At 52.5% G+C, this 15,810-nt stretch carries 16 protein-coding genes; 11 read left to right on the top strand and 5 right to left on the bottom strand.

Annotation, left to right across the window (positions count from 1 at the left end; genetic code table 11):
* The first annotated feature begins 454 nt into the window (after positions 1-454).
* Positions 455-757, top strand: coding sequence for a hypothetical protein (locus tag NST43_RS16595; RefSeq protein ID WP_209989595.1), 303 nt, complete (start codon positions 455-457; stop codon positions 755-757).
* 137 nt (positions 758-894) lie between these two features.
* Here the strand turns inward: NST43_RS16595 and NST43_RS16590 are convergent, their stop codons facing one another.
* A complete protein-coding gene (locus NST43_RS16590) occupies positions 895-1,410 on the bottom strand; it encodes a hypothetical protein (protein WP_036724586.1) in 516 nt (171 codons plus the stop codon).
* Between the two features lie 119 nt (positions 1,411-1,529).
* On the opposite strand from NST43_RS16590, the gene NST43_RS16585 reads away from it, so the two are divergent.
* Positions 1,530-3,278 (top strand): ABC transporter ATP-binding protein, encoded by a 1,749-nt coding sequence (locus NST43_RS16585; RefSeq protein ID WP_339218165.1) that lies wholly within the window; start codon positions 1,530-1,532, stop codon positions 3,276-3,278.
* Positions 3,279-3,382: 104 nt separating this feature from the next.
* Here the strand turns inward: NST43_RS16585 and NST43_RS16580 are convergent, their stop codons facing one another.
* Positions 3,383-3,826, bottom strand: coding sequence for a DUF441 domain-containing protein (locus tag NST43_RS16580; RefSeq protein WP_339218163.1), 444 nt, complete (start codon positions 3,824-3,826; stop codon positions 3,383-3,385).
* Positions 3,827-3,846: 20 nt separating this feature from the next.
* A complete protein-coding gene (locus NST43_RS16575; protein WP_339218161.1) occupies positions 3,847-4,833 on the bottom strand; it encodes a YpdA family putative bacillithiol disulfide reductase in 987 nt (328 codons plus the stop codon).
* Positions 4,834-5,033: 200 nt separating this feature from the next.
* Here NST43_RS16575 and NST43_RS16570 point away from each other — a divergent pair, with 200 nt between their 5' ends.
* The 4 genes from NST43_RS16570 to rsgA all read left to right on the top strand — a co-directional run bounded on the left by NST43_RS16570 (position 5,034) and on the right by rsgA (position 8,877).
* A complete protein-coding gene (locus tag NST43_RS16570; RefSeq protein ID WP_209989607.1) occupies positions 5,034-5,630 on the top strand; it encodes a metalloregulator ArsR/SmtB family transcription factor in 597 nt (198 codons plus the stop codon).
* 120 nt (positions 5,631-5,750) lie between these two features.
* Positions 5,751-6,209 (top strand): DUF3939 domain-containing protein, encoded by a 459-nt coding sequence (locus tag NST43_RS16565; protein ID WP_209989610.1) that lies wholly within the window; start codon positions 5,751-5,753, stop codon positions 6,207-6,209.
* A gap of 156 nt (positions 6,210-6,365) precedes the next feature.
* A complete protein-coding gene (locus NST43_RS16560) occupies positions 6,366-7,037 on the top strand; it encodes an HAD family hydrolase (RefSeq protein ID WP_339218159.1) in 672 nt (223 codons plus the stop codon).
* A 736-nt stretch (positions 7,038-7,773) separates the two neighbouring features.
* Complete coding sequence (gene rsgA, locus NST43_RS16555; protein WP_339218158.1) at positions 7,774-8,877, top strand: ribosome small subunit-dependent GTPase A; 1,104 nt, start codon at positions 7,774-7,776, stop codon at positions 8,875-8,877.
* 600 nt (positions 8,878-9,477) lie between these two features.
* Here rsgA and NST43_RS16550 read toward each other — a convergent pair.
* Positions 9,478-10,104, bottom strand: coding sequence for an FMN-dependent NADH-azoreductase (locus NST43_RS16550; protein WP_209989619.1), 627 nt, complete (start codon positions 10,102-10,104; stop codon positions 9,478-9,480).
* 593 nt (positions 10,105-10,697) lie between these two features.
* Positions 10,698-10,937 (bottom strand): hypothetical protein, encoded by a 240-nt coding sequence (locus NST43_RS16545; RefSeq protein ID WP_036699054.1) that lies wholly within the window; start codon positions 10,935-10,937, stop codon positions 10,698-10,700.
* 138 nt (positions 10,938-11,075) lie between these two features.
* On the opposite strand from NST43_RS16545, the gene NST43_RS16540 reads away from it, so the two are divergent.
* From NST43_RS16540 to NST43_RS16520, 5 genes are all read left to right on the top strand, one after another.
* Entirely contained in the window at positions 11,076-11,723 is a 648-nt protein-coding gene (locus NST43_RS16540) for a hypothetical protein (RefSeq protein WP_209989625.1), read from the top strand.
* A 231-nt stretch (positions 11,724-11,954) separates the two neighbouring features.
* On the top strand, positions 11,955-12,965 hold the full coding sequence (locus tag NST43_RS16535; protein ID WP_339218155.1) for an ABC transporter substrate-binding protein: 1,011 nt from the start codon (positions 11,955-11,957) through the stop codon (positions 12,963-12,965).
* Between the two features lie 14 nt (positions 12,966-12,979).
* A complete protein-coding gene (locus NST43_RS16530) occupies positions 12,980-13,759 on the top strand; it encodes an ABC transporter ATP-binding protein (protein ID WP_339218153.1) in 780 nt (259 codons plus the stop codon).
* Positions 13,756-14,592 carry an ABC transporter permease gene (locus NST43_RS16525; RefSeq protein WP_209989635.1) on the top strand — a complete coding sequence of 279 codons (837 nt, stop codon included), beginning with the start codon at positions 13,756-13,758 and terminating at the stop codon, positions 14,590-14,592. Before NST43_RS16530 ends, NST43_RS16525 begins: the two co-directional genes overlap by 4 nt.
* 95 nt (positions 14,593-14,687) lie before the next feature.
* The gene (locus NST43_RS16520) at positions 14,688-15,677 is read left to right on the top strand and encodes an aromatic acid exporter family protein (RefSeq protein ID WP_209989638.1); all 990 of its coding nucleotides are present in this window, start codon (positions 14,688-14,690) and stop codon (positions 15,675-15,677) included.
* The last annotated feature ends 133 nt before the right edge of the window (positions 15,678-15,810 follow it).

Raw genomic sequence — 15,810 nt, 5'->3', positions numbered from 1 at the left:
GGACACTTCGCAGCAGATCGTAACCTCACAGCACGCGAAAAAGCGTACCATCCGAAAACGGATGATACGCCTGTAATTGCGGTTATCATGTCCACGGTGCTATAAGCAGCACAGAGACATGTGAGAGATACGTTTAGCCTGTTCTCATACGTTACGCGTCGTACGCATGATCTTCAGGAATTCTCCACTGCTCGGGCTGCTTCGGTATTCAGTTGGGTATAGTTTTTTACATTAGTGGCGAGGTATACCATATCCATGTTTAGCACCGAGATCACCCTTTCTTAATTTTGGTAATAACTTGAAGACGTTTCGTTATGTTCCGAGTTTATCATCACACTTTAAGAATTGTCAAATTTAATTTTGCGGAGGAGAAGGCGCCTTGCCGTAATACTGCTTCGATTTGGTGAATTGAAGTTTTTTGGGTATGATTGGGGTAGACGGGAGGAGTGGAGAGATGAACATAGTAATTAGTCCGGAAGCAGCTGCCTGGTTCAAAAGAGAGCTGAGCCTCCAGGAGGGTGCACATATCCGGTTATTTCCCCGGTACAGCTCAGGCGGAGGCCTGCATCCAGGCTTCTCGCTGGGCATTGCCACCGAGCAGCCGGGACGTCCTGCTGTGCAGTTCGGGCAGGGAGGTCTGACCTTCTATATGGAAGAGCAGGATCTGTGGTATATGGAGGGGTACAATCTGTCCATTGTCTATTCGCAGGCGGAGGATGACATCGAATATAAGTATGAGCCTGTGCCGGTGGCATAAGGGGATAGCTGGAGTCCAAGGCGGATTTCTGGCACCCTGCCGGGAATGCTGAACAAGCCCTTGCCGTGAGGCAAGGGCTTTGCTTTTACCATACGCCCTGAGGTCAAACGATGCTGCACGCTTGTCAGATAAAGGTATCAGTGCGAGCTGCGGAAGGTTTCTTCCTCCATGGCGAACTCGAAATCATCAATGTCGTATACCTGGACGGGAACTCCGCCTTCGATGATGCGCTGGATCAGCTCGAACTGGTCGGTCAGAATCGGCACCTTCTCACGCTGGGAGGCCAGCAGCAGCTCTGTCTCGATCGGATCGAACGCTTCGCCGTAGGAGGCATTGTCGATGCTGTTGATGATGGTAATCTGCGCGTGTCCGCCGAGGAGGATGCCGGAGCTTTTGGCCCAGGGGATATTCAGGCAGCGGTTGATCTTCTTGGCATTCAGCGGCTCCTCGAAATAGTTGATCAGCTCGCGGATTCTGAGTCTGACATGCTTGTCATCATCCGCCTGGCTCATCACCGGCTCATCGCTGTCCCGCAGCTCGTAAAGTTCCATGATTGTGGTATAAGGGACTATATATTCTACAGGGCTCCGCGGGATGAGAAGCTGGCCGTAAATCGCCATCATGACGGCTTCCGTCACAAATTGTCTGGGCATCATTATCCTCCTGAATTTCGGTACTGCAACCGTAACTGTTTAAAAATAATAAAACACTGCAGCGCGCAAATGTCAACTGTACCCTGATGAAGAATGAATTGGAAAGGACCTGACACGCCGTGAAACCTTGGAAATCTTATTATACCTTTGTTCGGCCTTATATGAAATGGATTGTGCTCACTCTGATCATCGGGATGGTCAAATTCAGCATTCCGCTGACGTTGCCGATGATTCTGAAATATGTAGTCGATGAGCTGCTGGGTAATCCGGCACTGACGATAGCGGAGCGGGTCTCGAAGCTGATGACGGTGATATGCGGGGGCCTGGTTCTGTTCGTGATTGTCCGCGGGCCGGTGGAGTATTACCGCCAGTATTTCGCTCAATTGATTACGAGCAAGGTCCTTTTCGATATGCGCAATAAGCTCTACGGGCATCTGCAGCGGCTGTCGCTGCGTTATTATCAGAATACGAAGGTGGGCGAGGCCATCTCCCGGTTCATCAACGATGTGGAGCAGTCGAAGAACCTGGTTGAGGTCGGAATGATGAACGTCTGGCTGGATATGTTCACTCTGCTCTTCGCCCTGGGCTTCATGCTCTATCTGAATCCGGTGCTGACGCTGGTGGCGATTGCGATTCTGCCGTTGTATGGCATTGCCGTCAATACGCTGTACAAGCGCCTCAAGGTGCTGACCAAAGACCGGTCGCAGGCTCTTGCCGTCATTCAGGGCTACCTGCATGAACGGATTCAGGGGATTGCGGTCATCCGCAGCTTCACGATGGAGCGGGTGGACCAGCAGCAGTTCGAGGAGATCAACGGCAAGTTTCTGCAAAAAGCGCTGGCGCAAACGCGGTGGAACGCCTTCACCTTCGCGATTATCAACACCTTGACCGATATTGCGCCGCTGCTCGTCATTGGATATGGGGGATACCAGGTGATCCAGGGCAACTTGACGCTCGGGACCTTCGTGGCCTTCTTTGGCTATCTGGACCGGATGTACGGGCCGCTGCGCCGCCTGATCAACTCCTCGACCGTGCTAACCCAGGCTTCGGCATCGCTTGAACGTGTGCTGGAGCTGCTGAATGAGCCGTATGATATTGTCGATGCTCCGGGCGCGAAGCCGCTGCTGAAGGCAGCCGGGAAGATCGAATTCAACAACGTATGGTTCAAGTATAGCGACGAGCACGATTGGGTGCTGCGGGACATTAATCTGAGCATTGCTCCGGGCCAGACGGTGGCTTTTGTCGGGATGAGCGGAGGCGGCAAATCCTCGCTGATCAGCCTGATCCCGCGCTTTTACGATATCAGCGAAGGCAGCCTTCGTATGGATGGACACGATATTCGGGGGCTAACCCAGGAGAGTCTGCGGCGGACAGTGGGCATGGTGCTGCAGGATAATTTCCTGTTCAGCGGCTCGGTACGCGACAATATCCGGTTCGGGAACCCGGAAGCGGGGGATGAGGAGGTCATGAAGGCAGCGATGGCCGCCAATGCCCACGACTTCATCATGCAGCTGCCGGAAGGCTATGATACTGAGGTGGGGGAGCGGGGCGTGAAGCTGTCCGGCGGACAGAAGCAACGCGTGGCGATTGCACGAGTGTTCCTGAAGGACCCCAAGGTGCTGATTCTGGACGAAGCAACCTCCGCGCTGGATCTGGAGTCCGAGCATCTGATCCAGCAGGCGTTGCAGTCCCTCGCCTCCGAGCGGACGACGTTGATTGTGGCCCACCGGCTGTCTACGATTACCCACGCCGACCAAATCATTGTACTGGAGAACGGGGAAATCACCGAACGCGGTACCCATGAGGAGCTGATGGGACTTGCGGGGAGCTACGCCCGGCTGTTCAACGTTCAGCGGCTGGATGGGTAGCGCGGTTATACTATTCTTATTCAAATCAAATAGGCTGCAAGTCCACCCGATTGGGTGACTTGCAGCCTGTTTGGTCTTCCCTTGGTCTTGAAGTTGATAGGGGCTTACATCCGGCCAATCAGCAGCGACAGGATGCCGGCGGCAATCAGCGGTCCCACGGGAACGCCCTTGAACAGAGCCACGCCAAGGACAGTTCCGATGAGAAGTCCGGCGACGATGGTCGGCTGGCTGCCCATAAGCACGGCTCCGCGTCCGCCCAGGTAAGCGACCAGGACACCAACTCCGATGGCGGCCAGGGATTTCCAGTGCAGGAATGACTGTCCGATGGTCTGGAGGGAGATTTTCCCGCTAGCGAGCGGTGTCATGACCCCGATGGTCAGGATGATGATGCCGACGGTCAGCCCGTATTTCTCCAGCCAAGGAAAAGCCTGCTGAAGTCCCAGCACACGGATCAGCAGCAGCACGACCATGGCAATGGTAATCGGCGAGTTGCTGCTGACGACACCCAGCGCTGCCAGACCCAGCAGTAATAACGAGGTTATATCCATAGCTTGGATACACTCCTTCTCTAAGTAAGCCTTGTGCTCACAATATGATCGGCAATCAGCTTGCCGTGCCCCCGCCCGCTCTCGATGAATACCTCGTTGGCATTCCGTCCGGAAGCGATAACCCCGGCAACATAGATGCCCGGTATATTACTCTCCATGGTAGCGGGGTTAAAGGCTGGTTTATCCATAGAGTCATCCATCTGCACTCCGGCAGAGGTGAGCAGGGCTCTGCTGGGGCGGAAGCCGGTCATCGCCAGCACAAAGTCATTGTCCAGCTCGGTAGATTCCCCGTTCACGGACGAGGTTACCAGGACCGAGGCCGGTGTGATCTCCGTGACGCGCGATTCCAGATGCAGCGTTATGCTCCCTTTTTGCACCATACTCTCGAAGATCGGACGCACCCAAGGCTTGATATTGTCCGAGATACTGCTTCCCCGGTAGACCATATCCACCTTGGCGCCTACCCGCAGCAGCTCCAGCGCAGCGTCCACAGCTGAATTACTGCCCCCAATTACAGCTACCTTCATGCCGGAATAAGGATGTGCCTCGCCAAAATAATGCGTGACCTTCGGCAGCTCCTCCCCGGGAATCCCGATCAGGTTAGGCTGGTCAAAGTAACCGGTAGAGATGACTAGGTTCGCTGCGCTACGTTGCTGCTCCTCGCCTCGCTTGTTGACCGTATGTACAACGAAGCTGCCATCCTCCTGCGGCAGAACGGACAAGGCTTCTTCATAAGCGGCAATCTCAAGCTGATGCTGCGCGGCCGCACGGCGGTAGTAGACTAGCGCCTCATGGCGGTAAGGCTTGTCATTCGGAGAGGTGAAGGGCACATCTCCGATCTCGAGCAGCGGGGTGGTGCTGAAGAACTGCATGTTGGTCGGATACAGGTAGATGGAGTGGACAATGAAGTTCTTTTCCACAATCAGGCTGGAGAGCCCTTGGCGCTGGCATTCGATGGCTGCAGATAGTCCGCAGGGACCGGCGCCGATTATAATAACGTCTAACATAATAGCTATGTCCTCCTAAGTTCGTATTCTATTCAGTAAATGGTACCTTATATTTTTATTTTTTGCCATGGCCGGTGAAATTCCGCAAACTGGGGATTGATCAGATGGAATGATGGGTATATAATTAGATATATATCTAAAGTATAAAATGGCAGTTCAAACAGACTGCCTTAAGAATATCCGTAGGAGCGTGGTCCCGCTTGCAATTAGACAAAATTGTCGCCTATCACAAAGCTTTATCCGACCCCACCCGGCTGCGCATTCTTCTGCTCCTGTCCCGGGGCGAGGTTCACGGTCATGCCCTGGCCGAGAAGCTGAATCTGTCACAGCCTACTGTGACCCACCATGCAGCCAAGCTGCGTGAAGCCGCTCTCATTCAGGAGCGCAGAGACAAGAACACTGTATACTTCAAGCTGAATCCCGAGTTTATCCAGTCAGGCTCCGAGGCCTCGCTGAAATTTATTTTTGCAAAGGGGGTGGAGGAGATGGAGGAAGTGTCGCCTGAACACAGTCTGAAGGAGTCGGTGCTCCGTAATTTTTTTGCCAAAGACGGACGCCTGCGCCAGATTCCCGCACAATACAAGAAGAAATTAATTGCGCTGCAATATATGGTGGAGAAGCTCGAACCGGGTGTGGTCTATTCGGAAAAAGAGATTAACGAGTTCATTAAGCCGTTCCATGAGGATTATGCCACAATCCGCCGCGAGTTCATTATGCACCAATTCATGTACCGGGAGAATGAGCGATATGAGCTGAACCCGCCCGAGCTCTGGACTCACTGGGAAAATGTCAAATAATGATCTAATAAATGGGGATTTTTTATGACAAGTGCGAAACTGCTGATTAATTGTTCAAATAACGAATAAAATGGTATTGTAAGCGTTATCTGACAAAAGCTTCGAAAGGAGACCTTCAGTATGATATTCAAACGTGCCAAAAAAAACTTGCAACCCAATCATCCCACCGTTACTTTGCCGCAGATCAAGCAGGCTGTAAGGCAATTTGAAGAAGATATGCCCGCGCCCATTAACCGTACCGCTCTGATTCAGGAAGATAAAAGTATTGACCTGATCCGGCTCAAACGATATTTAGGCGGAGTTCCGCAGCAGAAATTCTATATGTCCAGCGAGACCTTTGAGATTTTTGAAGAATCTGACAAGCTGGTGCCGTACTACCTCGACATGGTTCAATCGGCGGTAGACAATTATATCAGTGACACCGGCAAGCTGCCACTGCTCGAAGACGCCTGGCTGCCTGAGGTTCATTACCGGCTGTTGTCCACCGAGCGTTATCTGAAGGAGACACCGCCGTTCCCGCTCTATATTACCGACGAGGAAATGATGCTGACGCACCGGGCAGAGCATTTTGAGTCCTGAAAGCGCAGGTACCTGATTCCCCCTATACAGGCCATTCTGACGAAGGAGAGGTTGTCCTTCCTGACGGAATGGTCTTTATTTTGCGCCCATGAGCGTAGTACAATAAGCATCTGGTGCGTTGAACGCAGAAATGGACGACAGAAGGGGAGCGTATACATGAGAGAGGTACAAGCTTTGCTGTTTGATCTGGACAACACCCTGATGGACCGTGATCAGACCTTCCGCAGCTTCAGCACGAAGTTTGTGCAGGATCACCTGGGACATCTGAGCGGGGAGCAGGCTGCGCAGGTGGTCGAGGATATGATTATCAGGGATGCTGACGGATACCGGGATAAGGACGGGTTCTTCGCGGAGCTGAGCGAGGTTCTGCCTTGGGAGAAGGCGTTGACCGCTGCGGACATCCGGGTCTATTATGACGAGACCTATATCCGCCACGGGGCGATGATGAAGCATGCGGTGGAGACGCTGGATTATTGCCGGGACCGCGGATATCCGCTGGGACTGGTCACGAACGGCGGCACAGATATTCAATATGGCAAAATCGATATGCTCGGACTCCGCGGCTACTTCCGCACGATTGTCATTTCGGGCGAAGCCGGGATCAGCAAGCCTGATCCTGCGATCTACAAGTTAGCCCTGGAACGTCTGGGTTCCACGGCGGAACAGACTATATTCATCGGCGATCATCCGGTAAATGATATCTGGGGGGCGGCGCAGAGCGGAATGGATACGATCTGGCTGAAGCGCAATCATGCCTGGGATGAATCCCTGAACGTGAAGCCGGTCGCGGTCATTCAGGAGCTGGATGAGCTGCGGGGCATTATTTGAGAAAGTTAAGGCCTGCTGCTTGACAAACGGCATCCGGGCCGTCTATTATAACAACATATTATTTCGGAAGGAGACGATGTCAAATGGCAGTTTATACTAGCGGTACAGGATTGGTTGCTACTGTTGTGGATACGTGTCTTCCGGGAAATGCGGCTGTGGAGTAATTATTAATCCCCAGCTTCGCAAGTAAGCTCTATGATGCCTTCTAGAGCCGCCGGGAACCGTATCGGTTCCGGCGGCTTTTTTGCGTGTGCAGGTCTGCTGCATCACGCCCGGATAGCGGGGTCTGCTCCTTCTCCCTAAGAGGGAGTAGCCTCCGCTATTCTGGAATGACTCTGCCCAGGGGGCGGTTCTTTGCTGTACAACAGCATAGGCCGAACTGCTGTCCGAGTCTGCCTCTGCCGCCGGAACCTTTGGGTTCCGGCGGTTTTTTGTGTGCGCATGTGGAGCCAATGCTGCCCGGAGATACATGGATGTGTGGTAAGCGGAGGTATGAGACGCACTTAAGACTAAGAAAAAGCAAAAAGAAACGGAGGGGAAATTTGGAACTGGAGGAGCGGTAGCGTCCGCCTTTGTGTTTGGATTTCTACCGCGAGGAGCGGTTCTAAAATAGGGAAATCCAAACACAACAGCGGCTGGAAGTCCAAATGTTCACCGTAGTGACGACCATGCTTGGAGTATTAATCTTAAGTGCGTCTTAATAAAGAACGATAATAACCCATTCAGGAGGAAATGCATGAATATCGATATCAAGCTAGAACAGTACGGCTGGAATGAAGAATGGAACAGAAAATGGACAGATAAGCTGCGGCTGCTGGACGACAGGGAGTATGCACCGGGACGGATTGCCGGAGATTTCGGCAGTAAATACAAGGTAATTACCGCAGCAGGTGAGCTGTGGGGTGAGCTGTCAGGCAAGTTCCGTCATTCGCTGAGCGGGTCCGGCGAGTATCCGGCGGTAGGCGACTGGGTGGTCCTGGCGATGCAGGATGGAGGAGCGCATGCAGTGATTCATGGGGTGCTTCCCCGTCACAGCGTCATCTCGCGCAAGGTGGCGGGCCCGACGCAGGAGGAGCAGATTGTGGCTTCCAATGTGGATACCTTATTCCTGGTCAGTGCACTGAATGATGATTTCAATGTGCGGCGGATGGAGCGTTATCTGATTATGGCCTGGAACAGCGGGGCGAATCCCGTCATTCTATTGACCAAGGCAGATCTGTGCACCGATGCGGAGCTGAAAATGGCCGAAATGCAGCAGGCCGCTCCCGGTGTCCCGGTCCATGTGGTCAGCGCGATACTGGGCGACGGGCGGGAGGAGCTGCAGCCCTACATCGGCAGGGGTCATACTGTAGCTCTGACCGGTTCGTCGGGCTGCGGCAAATCGACGATGGTCAACTGGCTCAGCGGCCGAAATCTGCAGCTCACCCAGGATGTGCGGGAAGGGGACAGCCGCGGACGTCATACGACTACACACCGCGAGCTGTTTGTTCTCCCTGACGGCGGAATCATCGTCGATACCCCGGGAATGCGCGAGCTGCAATTGTGGGAGGATGACGGCGGACTGGACCTGGCGTTCGGGGAGATCAGTACGCTGGCGGCAGAATGCCGTTTCAGTGACTGTACTCATACACGGGAGGAAGGCTGCGCCGTGCTTGAAGCTGCCGCCAGCGGTGTGCTGGACGGGAAGCGGCTGCAGAATTACCACAAGACGCAGAAGGAGCTGCAATTCCAGAACAGCAAGGAAGCGAGACAGAAGCGCAAGACAGCCGCCGCCTCCACCAAAAGTGCGCCGCCCCGTGCGAAGGCGGGCAGCTGGCAGCGGGTGCTGGACGAATATTAAGCGGCGATGAAATCCCAGGGCATTGTAGAAGCATGGAAGCGAGCATGGGAATAGGTAAGAAAATTTGCATAACGGAGTAAACTTGCTGGATGCTGTGCATTGTGTAAGCAGGAGCTACGCCACCCTGGAGAGTAGTTGGAAAAACGTATCTTAATTTGGTGACTTAAGAGCATTTTGGGAAATTAGGTGGATAAACGTCACTTGCTACCCCGCTAATACCTCGATTGGGAAGAGTTGAAGCAGATTAAGTGCCTTTTTTCCAACTGCTATCTAGCTTAAGGCAACTTGTTCAATAGCAAGTGGAGAAAATCCACCTGCTTCAGCAACTGTTATAGCAGTGGCATCTGGCCCTGTCCGTAAGAACTCCGTTTCAACGTCAAGAGAGATGTCCCACAATTAGATGTTCTACTGTGGAGCCAAGTTCTCGATTTTCTAAAAGCTTCAAACGTTAAAAAAAGCAGTGATTCTCCCATTATGGGGGAATCGCTGCTTTCCGTTTTTGGTTTTTTTTAGTGCTCAAGTTGATCCCACTCCGGAATAAAGAGCTGTCCCAAGTTTGGGACAGCCCGTTTTACGTATGCAGGTTAAAGTAATAACAGATTAGAACGATGCGGCTGCAGTCTTAGCCAGTTGCAGACCGGAAGCGATAATCTCAGCGGATTTATCCGGGTTCTGGTTGTGTCCTTCGATGATTACCTGTGTAGTTTCCTTGAAGCCCCAGAAGTTCAGGTTACCCATGATGAAGTTAACAGCCATTTCAGCACTTGCTGCCGGGCCTGTGGAGTATACGCCGCCTCTGGCGTTCAGAACGGCTGCTTTTTTGTCAGTCAGCAGTCCTACAGGACCTTCAGCAGTGTACTTGAAGGAAGTTCCAGCCTGGTTCAGGTAGTCGATATAGGTATGCAGTACAGCCGGAACGGTCATGTTCCAGAGCGGGAAGGCAAAGACTACTTTGTCAGCGGCCAGGAACTGGTCCAGATACTTCTTCACAAGTGCAGCGCCTGCTGCTTCTTCAGGAGTGGCTTCGAAGCCTTGAGCGGCTTTGTATACGCCAGTGATCAGGGTGTTATCGTAGTAAGGAAGCTGTTCAGCGAACAGGTCGAGTTCAGTGATCTGGTCCTGCGGGTGAGTTTCCTTGTAGCTGGACAGGAATTCGTTGTAGAGCTGAACACTTACGGATTGCTCGGCCGGGCGGTTATTAGCTTTGATAAACAGTACATTCGACATTATGATTTCTCCTTAGGTATCTATATTATATTAACTATCGATAATATAGCATTTAATTTTTAGTTTGTAAATATCCGTCGGATAAAATTTTGTTTTGAAAGGCAGAAGCTGCTATCCTTCGCAAAAATACCATATCTTCTATTACAGCAATCCAATTTACCGGTGAATGGTCCATATGTAGTATTCCTATTTTCGCAAGCGGCGCAGGTCGGGATAGGGACAAGTTTAGGGACGCAGCGACCCGGTTATATAGGTGATATAAGGAGATCAGGAAATGATTCCCTCTCCAGATTACGGGACTAAGCCCCCATCTAAAGGAGCGATTGACATGTCCATTGACCGTTTCATCCTGAAGAAACTGGACAGCTGTCACGAAGAGCATACCCGTCGTAACCTGGTGAAGTTGTTCACATTGCGAATTAAAAAGGCTGAGAAAGAGGAGAACCGAAACCTCCGGATTGGCTGATCGAGACTATAATGTTGACAACAAAGTCCATGCAACCCATAGACTAAGCGCATCCCTCACTTGCGGGCATGTGCTTTTTTAAGTTGTTTACCCTTATATGCATATCGGCAAAAAAATATCCCTCTGTTTAATAGAGGGATAAGGCCAATGAATCATTTTCACTGTAACTGTGCAATATAGCTTCTGAGCCTTTAATTTCGATACTGATCAGAGAATTCAAACAGGTCTGCAGAGCGTTTTTACCCTTTTGAATTTTGAGTTCAAGTGTACTGTTGAGCAGTCGAAGTACTTTTTGGGTCGGCTGTTTGTTTTCTGTGGTGAAATATACAGGGACAAGCTTGTTTTGAAAAGTGATGAGCATTCTCATTTTGAAAACCACCTCGCTAAAAGTATTTCATGGTATTGATCTTACCCTGACTTTCTTAATTTTACCTTAAAATTAGCTTATGATAACATAAAGATTGCAAGTTTTATAGTTCATGCTAAAAAGGAAGGGATAAAGAATGTGAACAATCAAGAGTTTATTTGTCTGGCACAGTATCTGTTCCCGGGTGAAAGCCAGCGGACAGTGGTCGCCGAGCTCCTGCACACAGCCTCAGGCTCCAAGCGGATCTGCAGAATGAAATTCAATGAGAGTGAATATGCGCAGGATGTATGCCTGCAAGTACATAATGAGAAGATCATCTTAACAGGGTTAATGGAAGAGGACGATTTCGGATACGAACTGAAGGAGCCGGCAGAGATGAAGCGGGCCTGTTATTACCTGTTCAATTGCTTCGAGCATGTGCAGACCCAAAGCCCCCTGTCCGTTCCCGCGCTATTCCTGTCCAGACGCAGATATGAGGAAATACATGAGAAGGCCGGGACCTGGACCTTGTGTGTGCTGGCAGAATTGCTGGGAGCGGAGACAGGTGATCCTGACAGCTCTGCTGAATTGGCAAAAGTCTTGAAGAACCGCACAGCGTCCGGAGAGCTGCGGTTATGTGCCAGGAACGGTGAGGGCTGGAGCCTGCAGCAGGTATCTTTCATTGAAGCTTCTTCAGGTGGCTGGCTTCTGCGAAGCAGCAGTGGAGCGGAACAGGATTACATGATTGCCTTCCCGCTTACCAGGGCGGAGCTGTGTCATGCTTTTGGGGAATGGCTGCTGAAGTAAGAATGTTTTTGCCAAAATAGCCACGGCGGAGAGCATCGCCCGGTCCTTTGTGAGTAGGGCCCGTTGGTCCGGTACAGTGTGAATACGGCGCTGCGATCGCTCACGGGTGGGAAGGGGTGGACGAATTGAATAAAATGTAAGCGCTTCACATATTGTGCTTTAACCTTTCTACAGACTGCCGCATATGCATAGAGCAAGGGCGAAAGACCCGGGAAGAAAGGAGAGGAAAGGATGAAAGGGATCAAAAGACTGTCATTGCCGTTCTTGTTGATGCTTGTGCTCGGCTCTGTTCTTGCAGGCTGCGGCAGTAAATCCGCTGATGTCAAGGTGAAGATCGGCGAAGTTACCCGTTCCGTGTTCTATGCGCCTGAATATGTGGCCTTATCGCAGGGTTTTTTCAAGGATGAAGGGCTGGATGTAGAGCTGCAGACGATACCGGGCGGAGATAAGACCATGACGGCCCTGCTCTCAGGGGCAATCGATGTGGCGCTGGTCGGTTCGGAGACCTCCATTTACGTGTACCAGCAGGGGGCGGATGATCCTGTAATCAATTTTGCCCAGCTTACGCAGCGGGATGGAACCTTCTTGTTCGCGCGTACACCGGACAGTCATTTTACATGGGACAAAGTGAAGGGCTCGACCTTCCTGGGGCAACGGCAAGGGGGTATGCCGCAGATGGCGGGCGCATTCACGCTGCTGAACAAGGGGATTGATGCGGGGAAGGATCTGACGCTGATCCAGAACATTGATTTTGCCAATATTGCCGGCGCATTTGCTTCAGGGACCGGGGATTATGTGCAGCTGTTCGAGCCACAGGCATCGATCTTCGAGAGTGAAGGCCGGGGTCAGGTGGTCGCTTCCTTCGGGGTAGAGAGCGGTTATCTGCCGTATACGGTATTCATGTCCAAGCAGAGCTACATTGCTAAGAATCAGGACACGGTGCAGAAATTCACCAATGCGGTCCAGCGTGCCCAGTTATGGGTGAAGGCTCATAGTCCTGAGGAGATTGCTGACGCGGTTATGCCTTATTTTGAAAAAATTGACCGGGGCATTGTGGTCTCTGCCATCAGCCGTTATAAGGAACAGGATACCTATGCCCTGAACCCGGTTATCGATGACAAGGAATGGAATAATCTGCTGGATGTCATCGACCATGCCGGTGAGCTGAAGGAACGAATCCCTGCCGCTAAGATTGTTAATAACAGCTTTGCAGAGCAGGCAGAGAGCAGCATCAAGGAGTGAGGAGGCCAACAAATATGCTTCCAGTAGTCGAGTTGAAGGAAGTCACGCACGCCTATCTGGGAGACCGCGAGGCTTCGCTTGCTATAGAGGATCTGAATCTCAGCGTCGGCCAAGGCGAGTTCGTCAGTCTGGTCGGACCAAGCGGCTGCGGCAAAACGACGATTCTGTCGATCATCGCCGGGCTGCTGCAGCCTTCACGCGGCGAGGTGCTGCTCAGCGGGCGTTCCACCACTGGACCCTCGCCGGAGGTCGGCTACATGCTCCAGCAGGACTATCTGTTCCCCTGGAGAACGATTGAGGATAACGTGCTGCTTGGGCTGGAGCTGACCGGAAGGCTTACTGGGAGCTCGCGCGCTAAATCCCTGCAGCTCCTGGCCGATATGGGGCTGGAGGGTAAGGAACACGCCTACCCGGCGCAGCTCTCAGGAGGGATGCGTCAGCGTGTTGCCCTCGTGCGGACACTGGCTACCGACCCCAGCCTGCTGCTGCTCGATGAGCCGTTCTCGGCGCTGGATTACCAGATTAAGCTGCAGCTGGAGGATCTGGTCTCGGAGACGCTGATGCGCCGGGGAACCACAGCTATTCTGGTTACGCATGACCTGTCTGAAGCGATTGCGGTCAGCAGCCGGGTCATTTTGCTCCAGCCGAATCCGGGCAGAATCCGCAGGGTTTTTGAGATTCCGGAAGCGATTCGCCGCACCCCGCCGCTGTATGCGCGGGACTTGCCGGGCTTCGCGGAGCTTTTTCACAAGGTGTGGAAGGAAATGGAACTGGCAGGGAGGGAAGAAAAGTGAATACAGAAGCGCAGCCCCGTGAGACGGCCTCCCGTGCGCAGTGGCTGGAACAGAAGCATGCAGATTACAAGAAGAAGAAGAAGCGCCGCAAGAGTCAGGTGCTTATGGTCCGGATCAGCCTGCTGCTGCTGTTTTTTGTGCTCTGGGAGGCCGGGGCCAGAATAGGCTGGATCGATGAGCTGCTGTTCAGCTATCCGACGAAGGTCTTCGGGCAGATCTGGGGGGATATGGTCAGCGGCAGTCTGTGGCCGCATCTGGGAGTAACTGTGGGGGAGACCGTGGTGGGCTTTGTGCTGGGCACCTTAATCGGGACACTGCTGGCTGTCGTCATCTGGTGGTCGCCTTTTCTGTCCGCCGTGCTGGACCCGTATATGGTCGTATTCAATAGTATGCCGAAGGTAGCGCTGGGGCCGATTTTCATTGTAATGTTCGGGGCAGGCTTCACCGCCATTGTCATTACAACCTTATCTATAACCGTGATTATCACGACTCTGGTAGTGTACAACAGCTTTTGCAGCGTGGACCCGAATCTGGTCAAGGTGGTCCGCTCCTTCGGTGCCTCCAAAGGCCAGGAGTTCTGCAAAGTGATTCTCCCGGCGTCGTTCCCGGCGGTGGTCTCCACCCTGAAGGTGAATGTCGGCATGTCCTGGGTCGGCGTCATTGTCGGTGAATTTCTGGTGGCGAAATCGGGGCTGGGGTATCTGATTATCTACGGCTTTCAGGTGTTCAACTTCACCCTGGTCATGTCGAGTCTGCTCATCATTGCGGCGGTGGCTACGGCCATGTACCAGCTGGTGGTGTATGTGGAGAAGCTGCTGTTGTCGAGACTGTAAGAACCATGTCATATTGTGTCTCTTGGCAAAATCTTGTACCATGACTATATCTTTATCTGAATGATGAAGCTTAACGGTGTAGGAGAGGTATTCACATGGGATTTCGTATTATTAAAACGGCGGCTGCAACTCTGCTGTCTATTTTGCTGGCAGCCGCCGCTGGTATTCCGGGTGCGCAAAGCGCGGGACTGCTGGCCATTCTCGGGGTGGAAACGACCCGCAAAAGGAGTCTACGCACGATTACGGCGCGCTTCTTCGCCTCGCTGGTGGGACTCTTTTTGGGTTGTATTCTTTTCTTTGTCCTCGGATTTCATTATTGGGTGCTCGGACTGTATGTATTGTTCGGTTTCCCGCTGATTGTCAAATCCGGCTTCAAGGAAGGGATCGTCACCAGCTCCGTTATTGTGTTCCGCGTATTTGGACAAGCTGATATCACAGTTCACATTCTGTTGCAGCAGATTGAGCTGCTGATGATCGGGCTCGGCTCGGCCGGACTCGTTAACTTCATCTATATGCCGCAGACCGGCGGGATGATTGCGGGTATCCGCAAAGAAGTTGACGGTTATTTCTCGGTGATCTTCCGGCAGATGGCGAGAACGCTGCGTGATCCCGGCTATATCTGGGACGGCAAAGAGCTGATCGGGGCAGGGGAGGTCGTGGAGAAGGGGCTGAGTGCGGCATCCAGGGAAATGGAGAATCATGTAATCCATCCCGATGAAGCCTGGAACGTGTACTTCTATATGCGCAAGGAGCAGCTGGAGTCCATCCAGAATATGCTGCAGCTGCTCTCGCAGGTGTACCGCCAGCTGCCGCATGGGGATATGGTGGCGGAGCTGTTCGACCAGCTTAGCGGCGATGTACTGGCTGAGGAATATACCGGCCGGACCGAGCGGCTGCTGGAGGAGCTGCAACAGGAGTTCCAGAAGATGGAGCTGCCGGATTCGCGTGAGGAATTCGAGATCCGCTCCGCCATTCTGCAATTATGCCGCGAGCTTGCGCTATATCTTAAGATTGCCAAGCGCTATAAAAGCCCGGTCGAGCTGCATCCGCTAAGGGATAAGCGGCCATCGAAGGGCAAGGCGTAAGCAAAACCATGTAATTTAGGTGTCAGGTATTCACATTCCAGTGTATTATAACGATAAGAAACATAAGCACAAAAAATGGGCTAGTCTCTTAAGTTATGTACAAAATCAATAATCTTGGTCTGGCAGGTGAGGA

The sequence above is a fragment of the Paenibacillus sp. FSL H8-0332 genome, from assembly GCF_037963835.1.
In the GTDB taxonomy this organism is placed as follows: domain Bacteria; phylum Bacillota; class Bacilli; order Paenibacillales; family Paenibacillaceae; genus Paenibacillus_AQ; species Paenibacillus_AQ rhizoplanae.
The sequence above is the reverse complement of the archived record's forward strand: the minus strand, read 5'-3'. Positions and strand labels throughout refer to the sequence as shown.

Coding starts and splice junctions, on each gene's coding strand:
- NST43_RS16575 (WP_339218161.1), bottom strand. CDS start 4,833: ATGTTAGACGTTATTATAATCGGCGCCGGTCCCTGCGGACTATCTGCA.
- NST43_RS16590 (WP_036724586.1), bottom strand. CDS start 1,410: ATGCCCAGACAATTTGTGACGGAAGCCGTCATGATGGCGATTTACGGC.
- NST43_RS16545 (WP_036699054.1), bottom strand. CDS start 10,937: ATGAGAATGCTCATCACTTTTCAAAACAAGCTTGTCCCTGTATATTTC.
- NST43_RS16560 (WP_339218159.1), top strand. CDS start 6,366: ATGAGAGAGGTACAAGCTTTGCTGTTTGATCTGGACAACACCCTGATG.
- NST43_RS16595 (WP_209989595.1), top strand. CDS start 455: ATGAACATAGTAATTAGTCCGGAAGCAGCTGCCTGGTTCAAAAGAGAG.
- NST43_RS16530 (WP_339218153.1), top strand. CDS start 12,980: ATGCTTCCAGTAGTCGAGTTGAAGGAAGTCACGCACGCCTATCTGGGA.
- NST43_RS16520 (WP_209989638.1), top strand. CDS start 14,688: ATGGGATTTCGTATTATTAAAACGGCGGCTGCAACTCTGCTGTCTATT.
- rsgA (WP_339218158.1), top strand. CDS start 7,774: ATGAATATCGATATCAAGCTAGAACAGTACGGCTGGAATGAAGAATGG.
- NST43_RS16550 (WP_209989619.1), bottom strand. CDS start 10,104: ATGTCGAATGTACTGTTTATCAAAGCTAATAACCGCCCGGCCGAGCAA.
- NST43_RS16565 (WP_209989610.1), top strand. CDS start 5,751: ATGATATTCAAACGTGCCAAAAAAAACTTGCAACCCAATCATCCCACC.
- NST43_RS16535 (WP_339218155.1), top strand. CDS start 11,955: ATGAAAGGGATCAAAAGACTGTCATTGCCGTTCTTGTTGATGCTTGTG.
- NST43_RS16580 (WP_339218163.1), bottom strand. CDS start 3,826: ATGGATATAACCTCGTTATTACTGCTGGGTCTGGCAGCGCTGGGTGTC.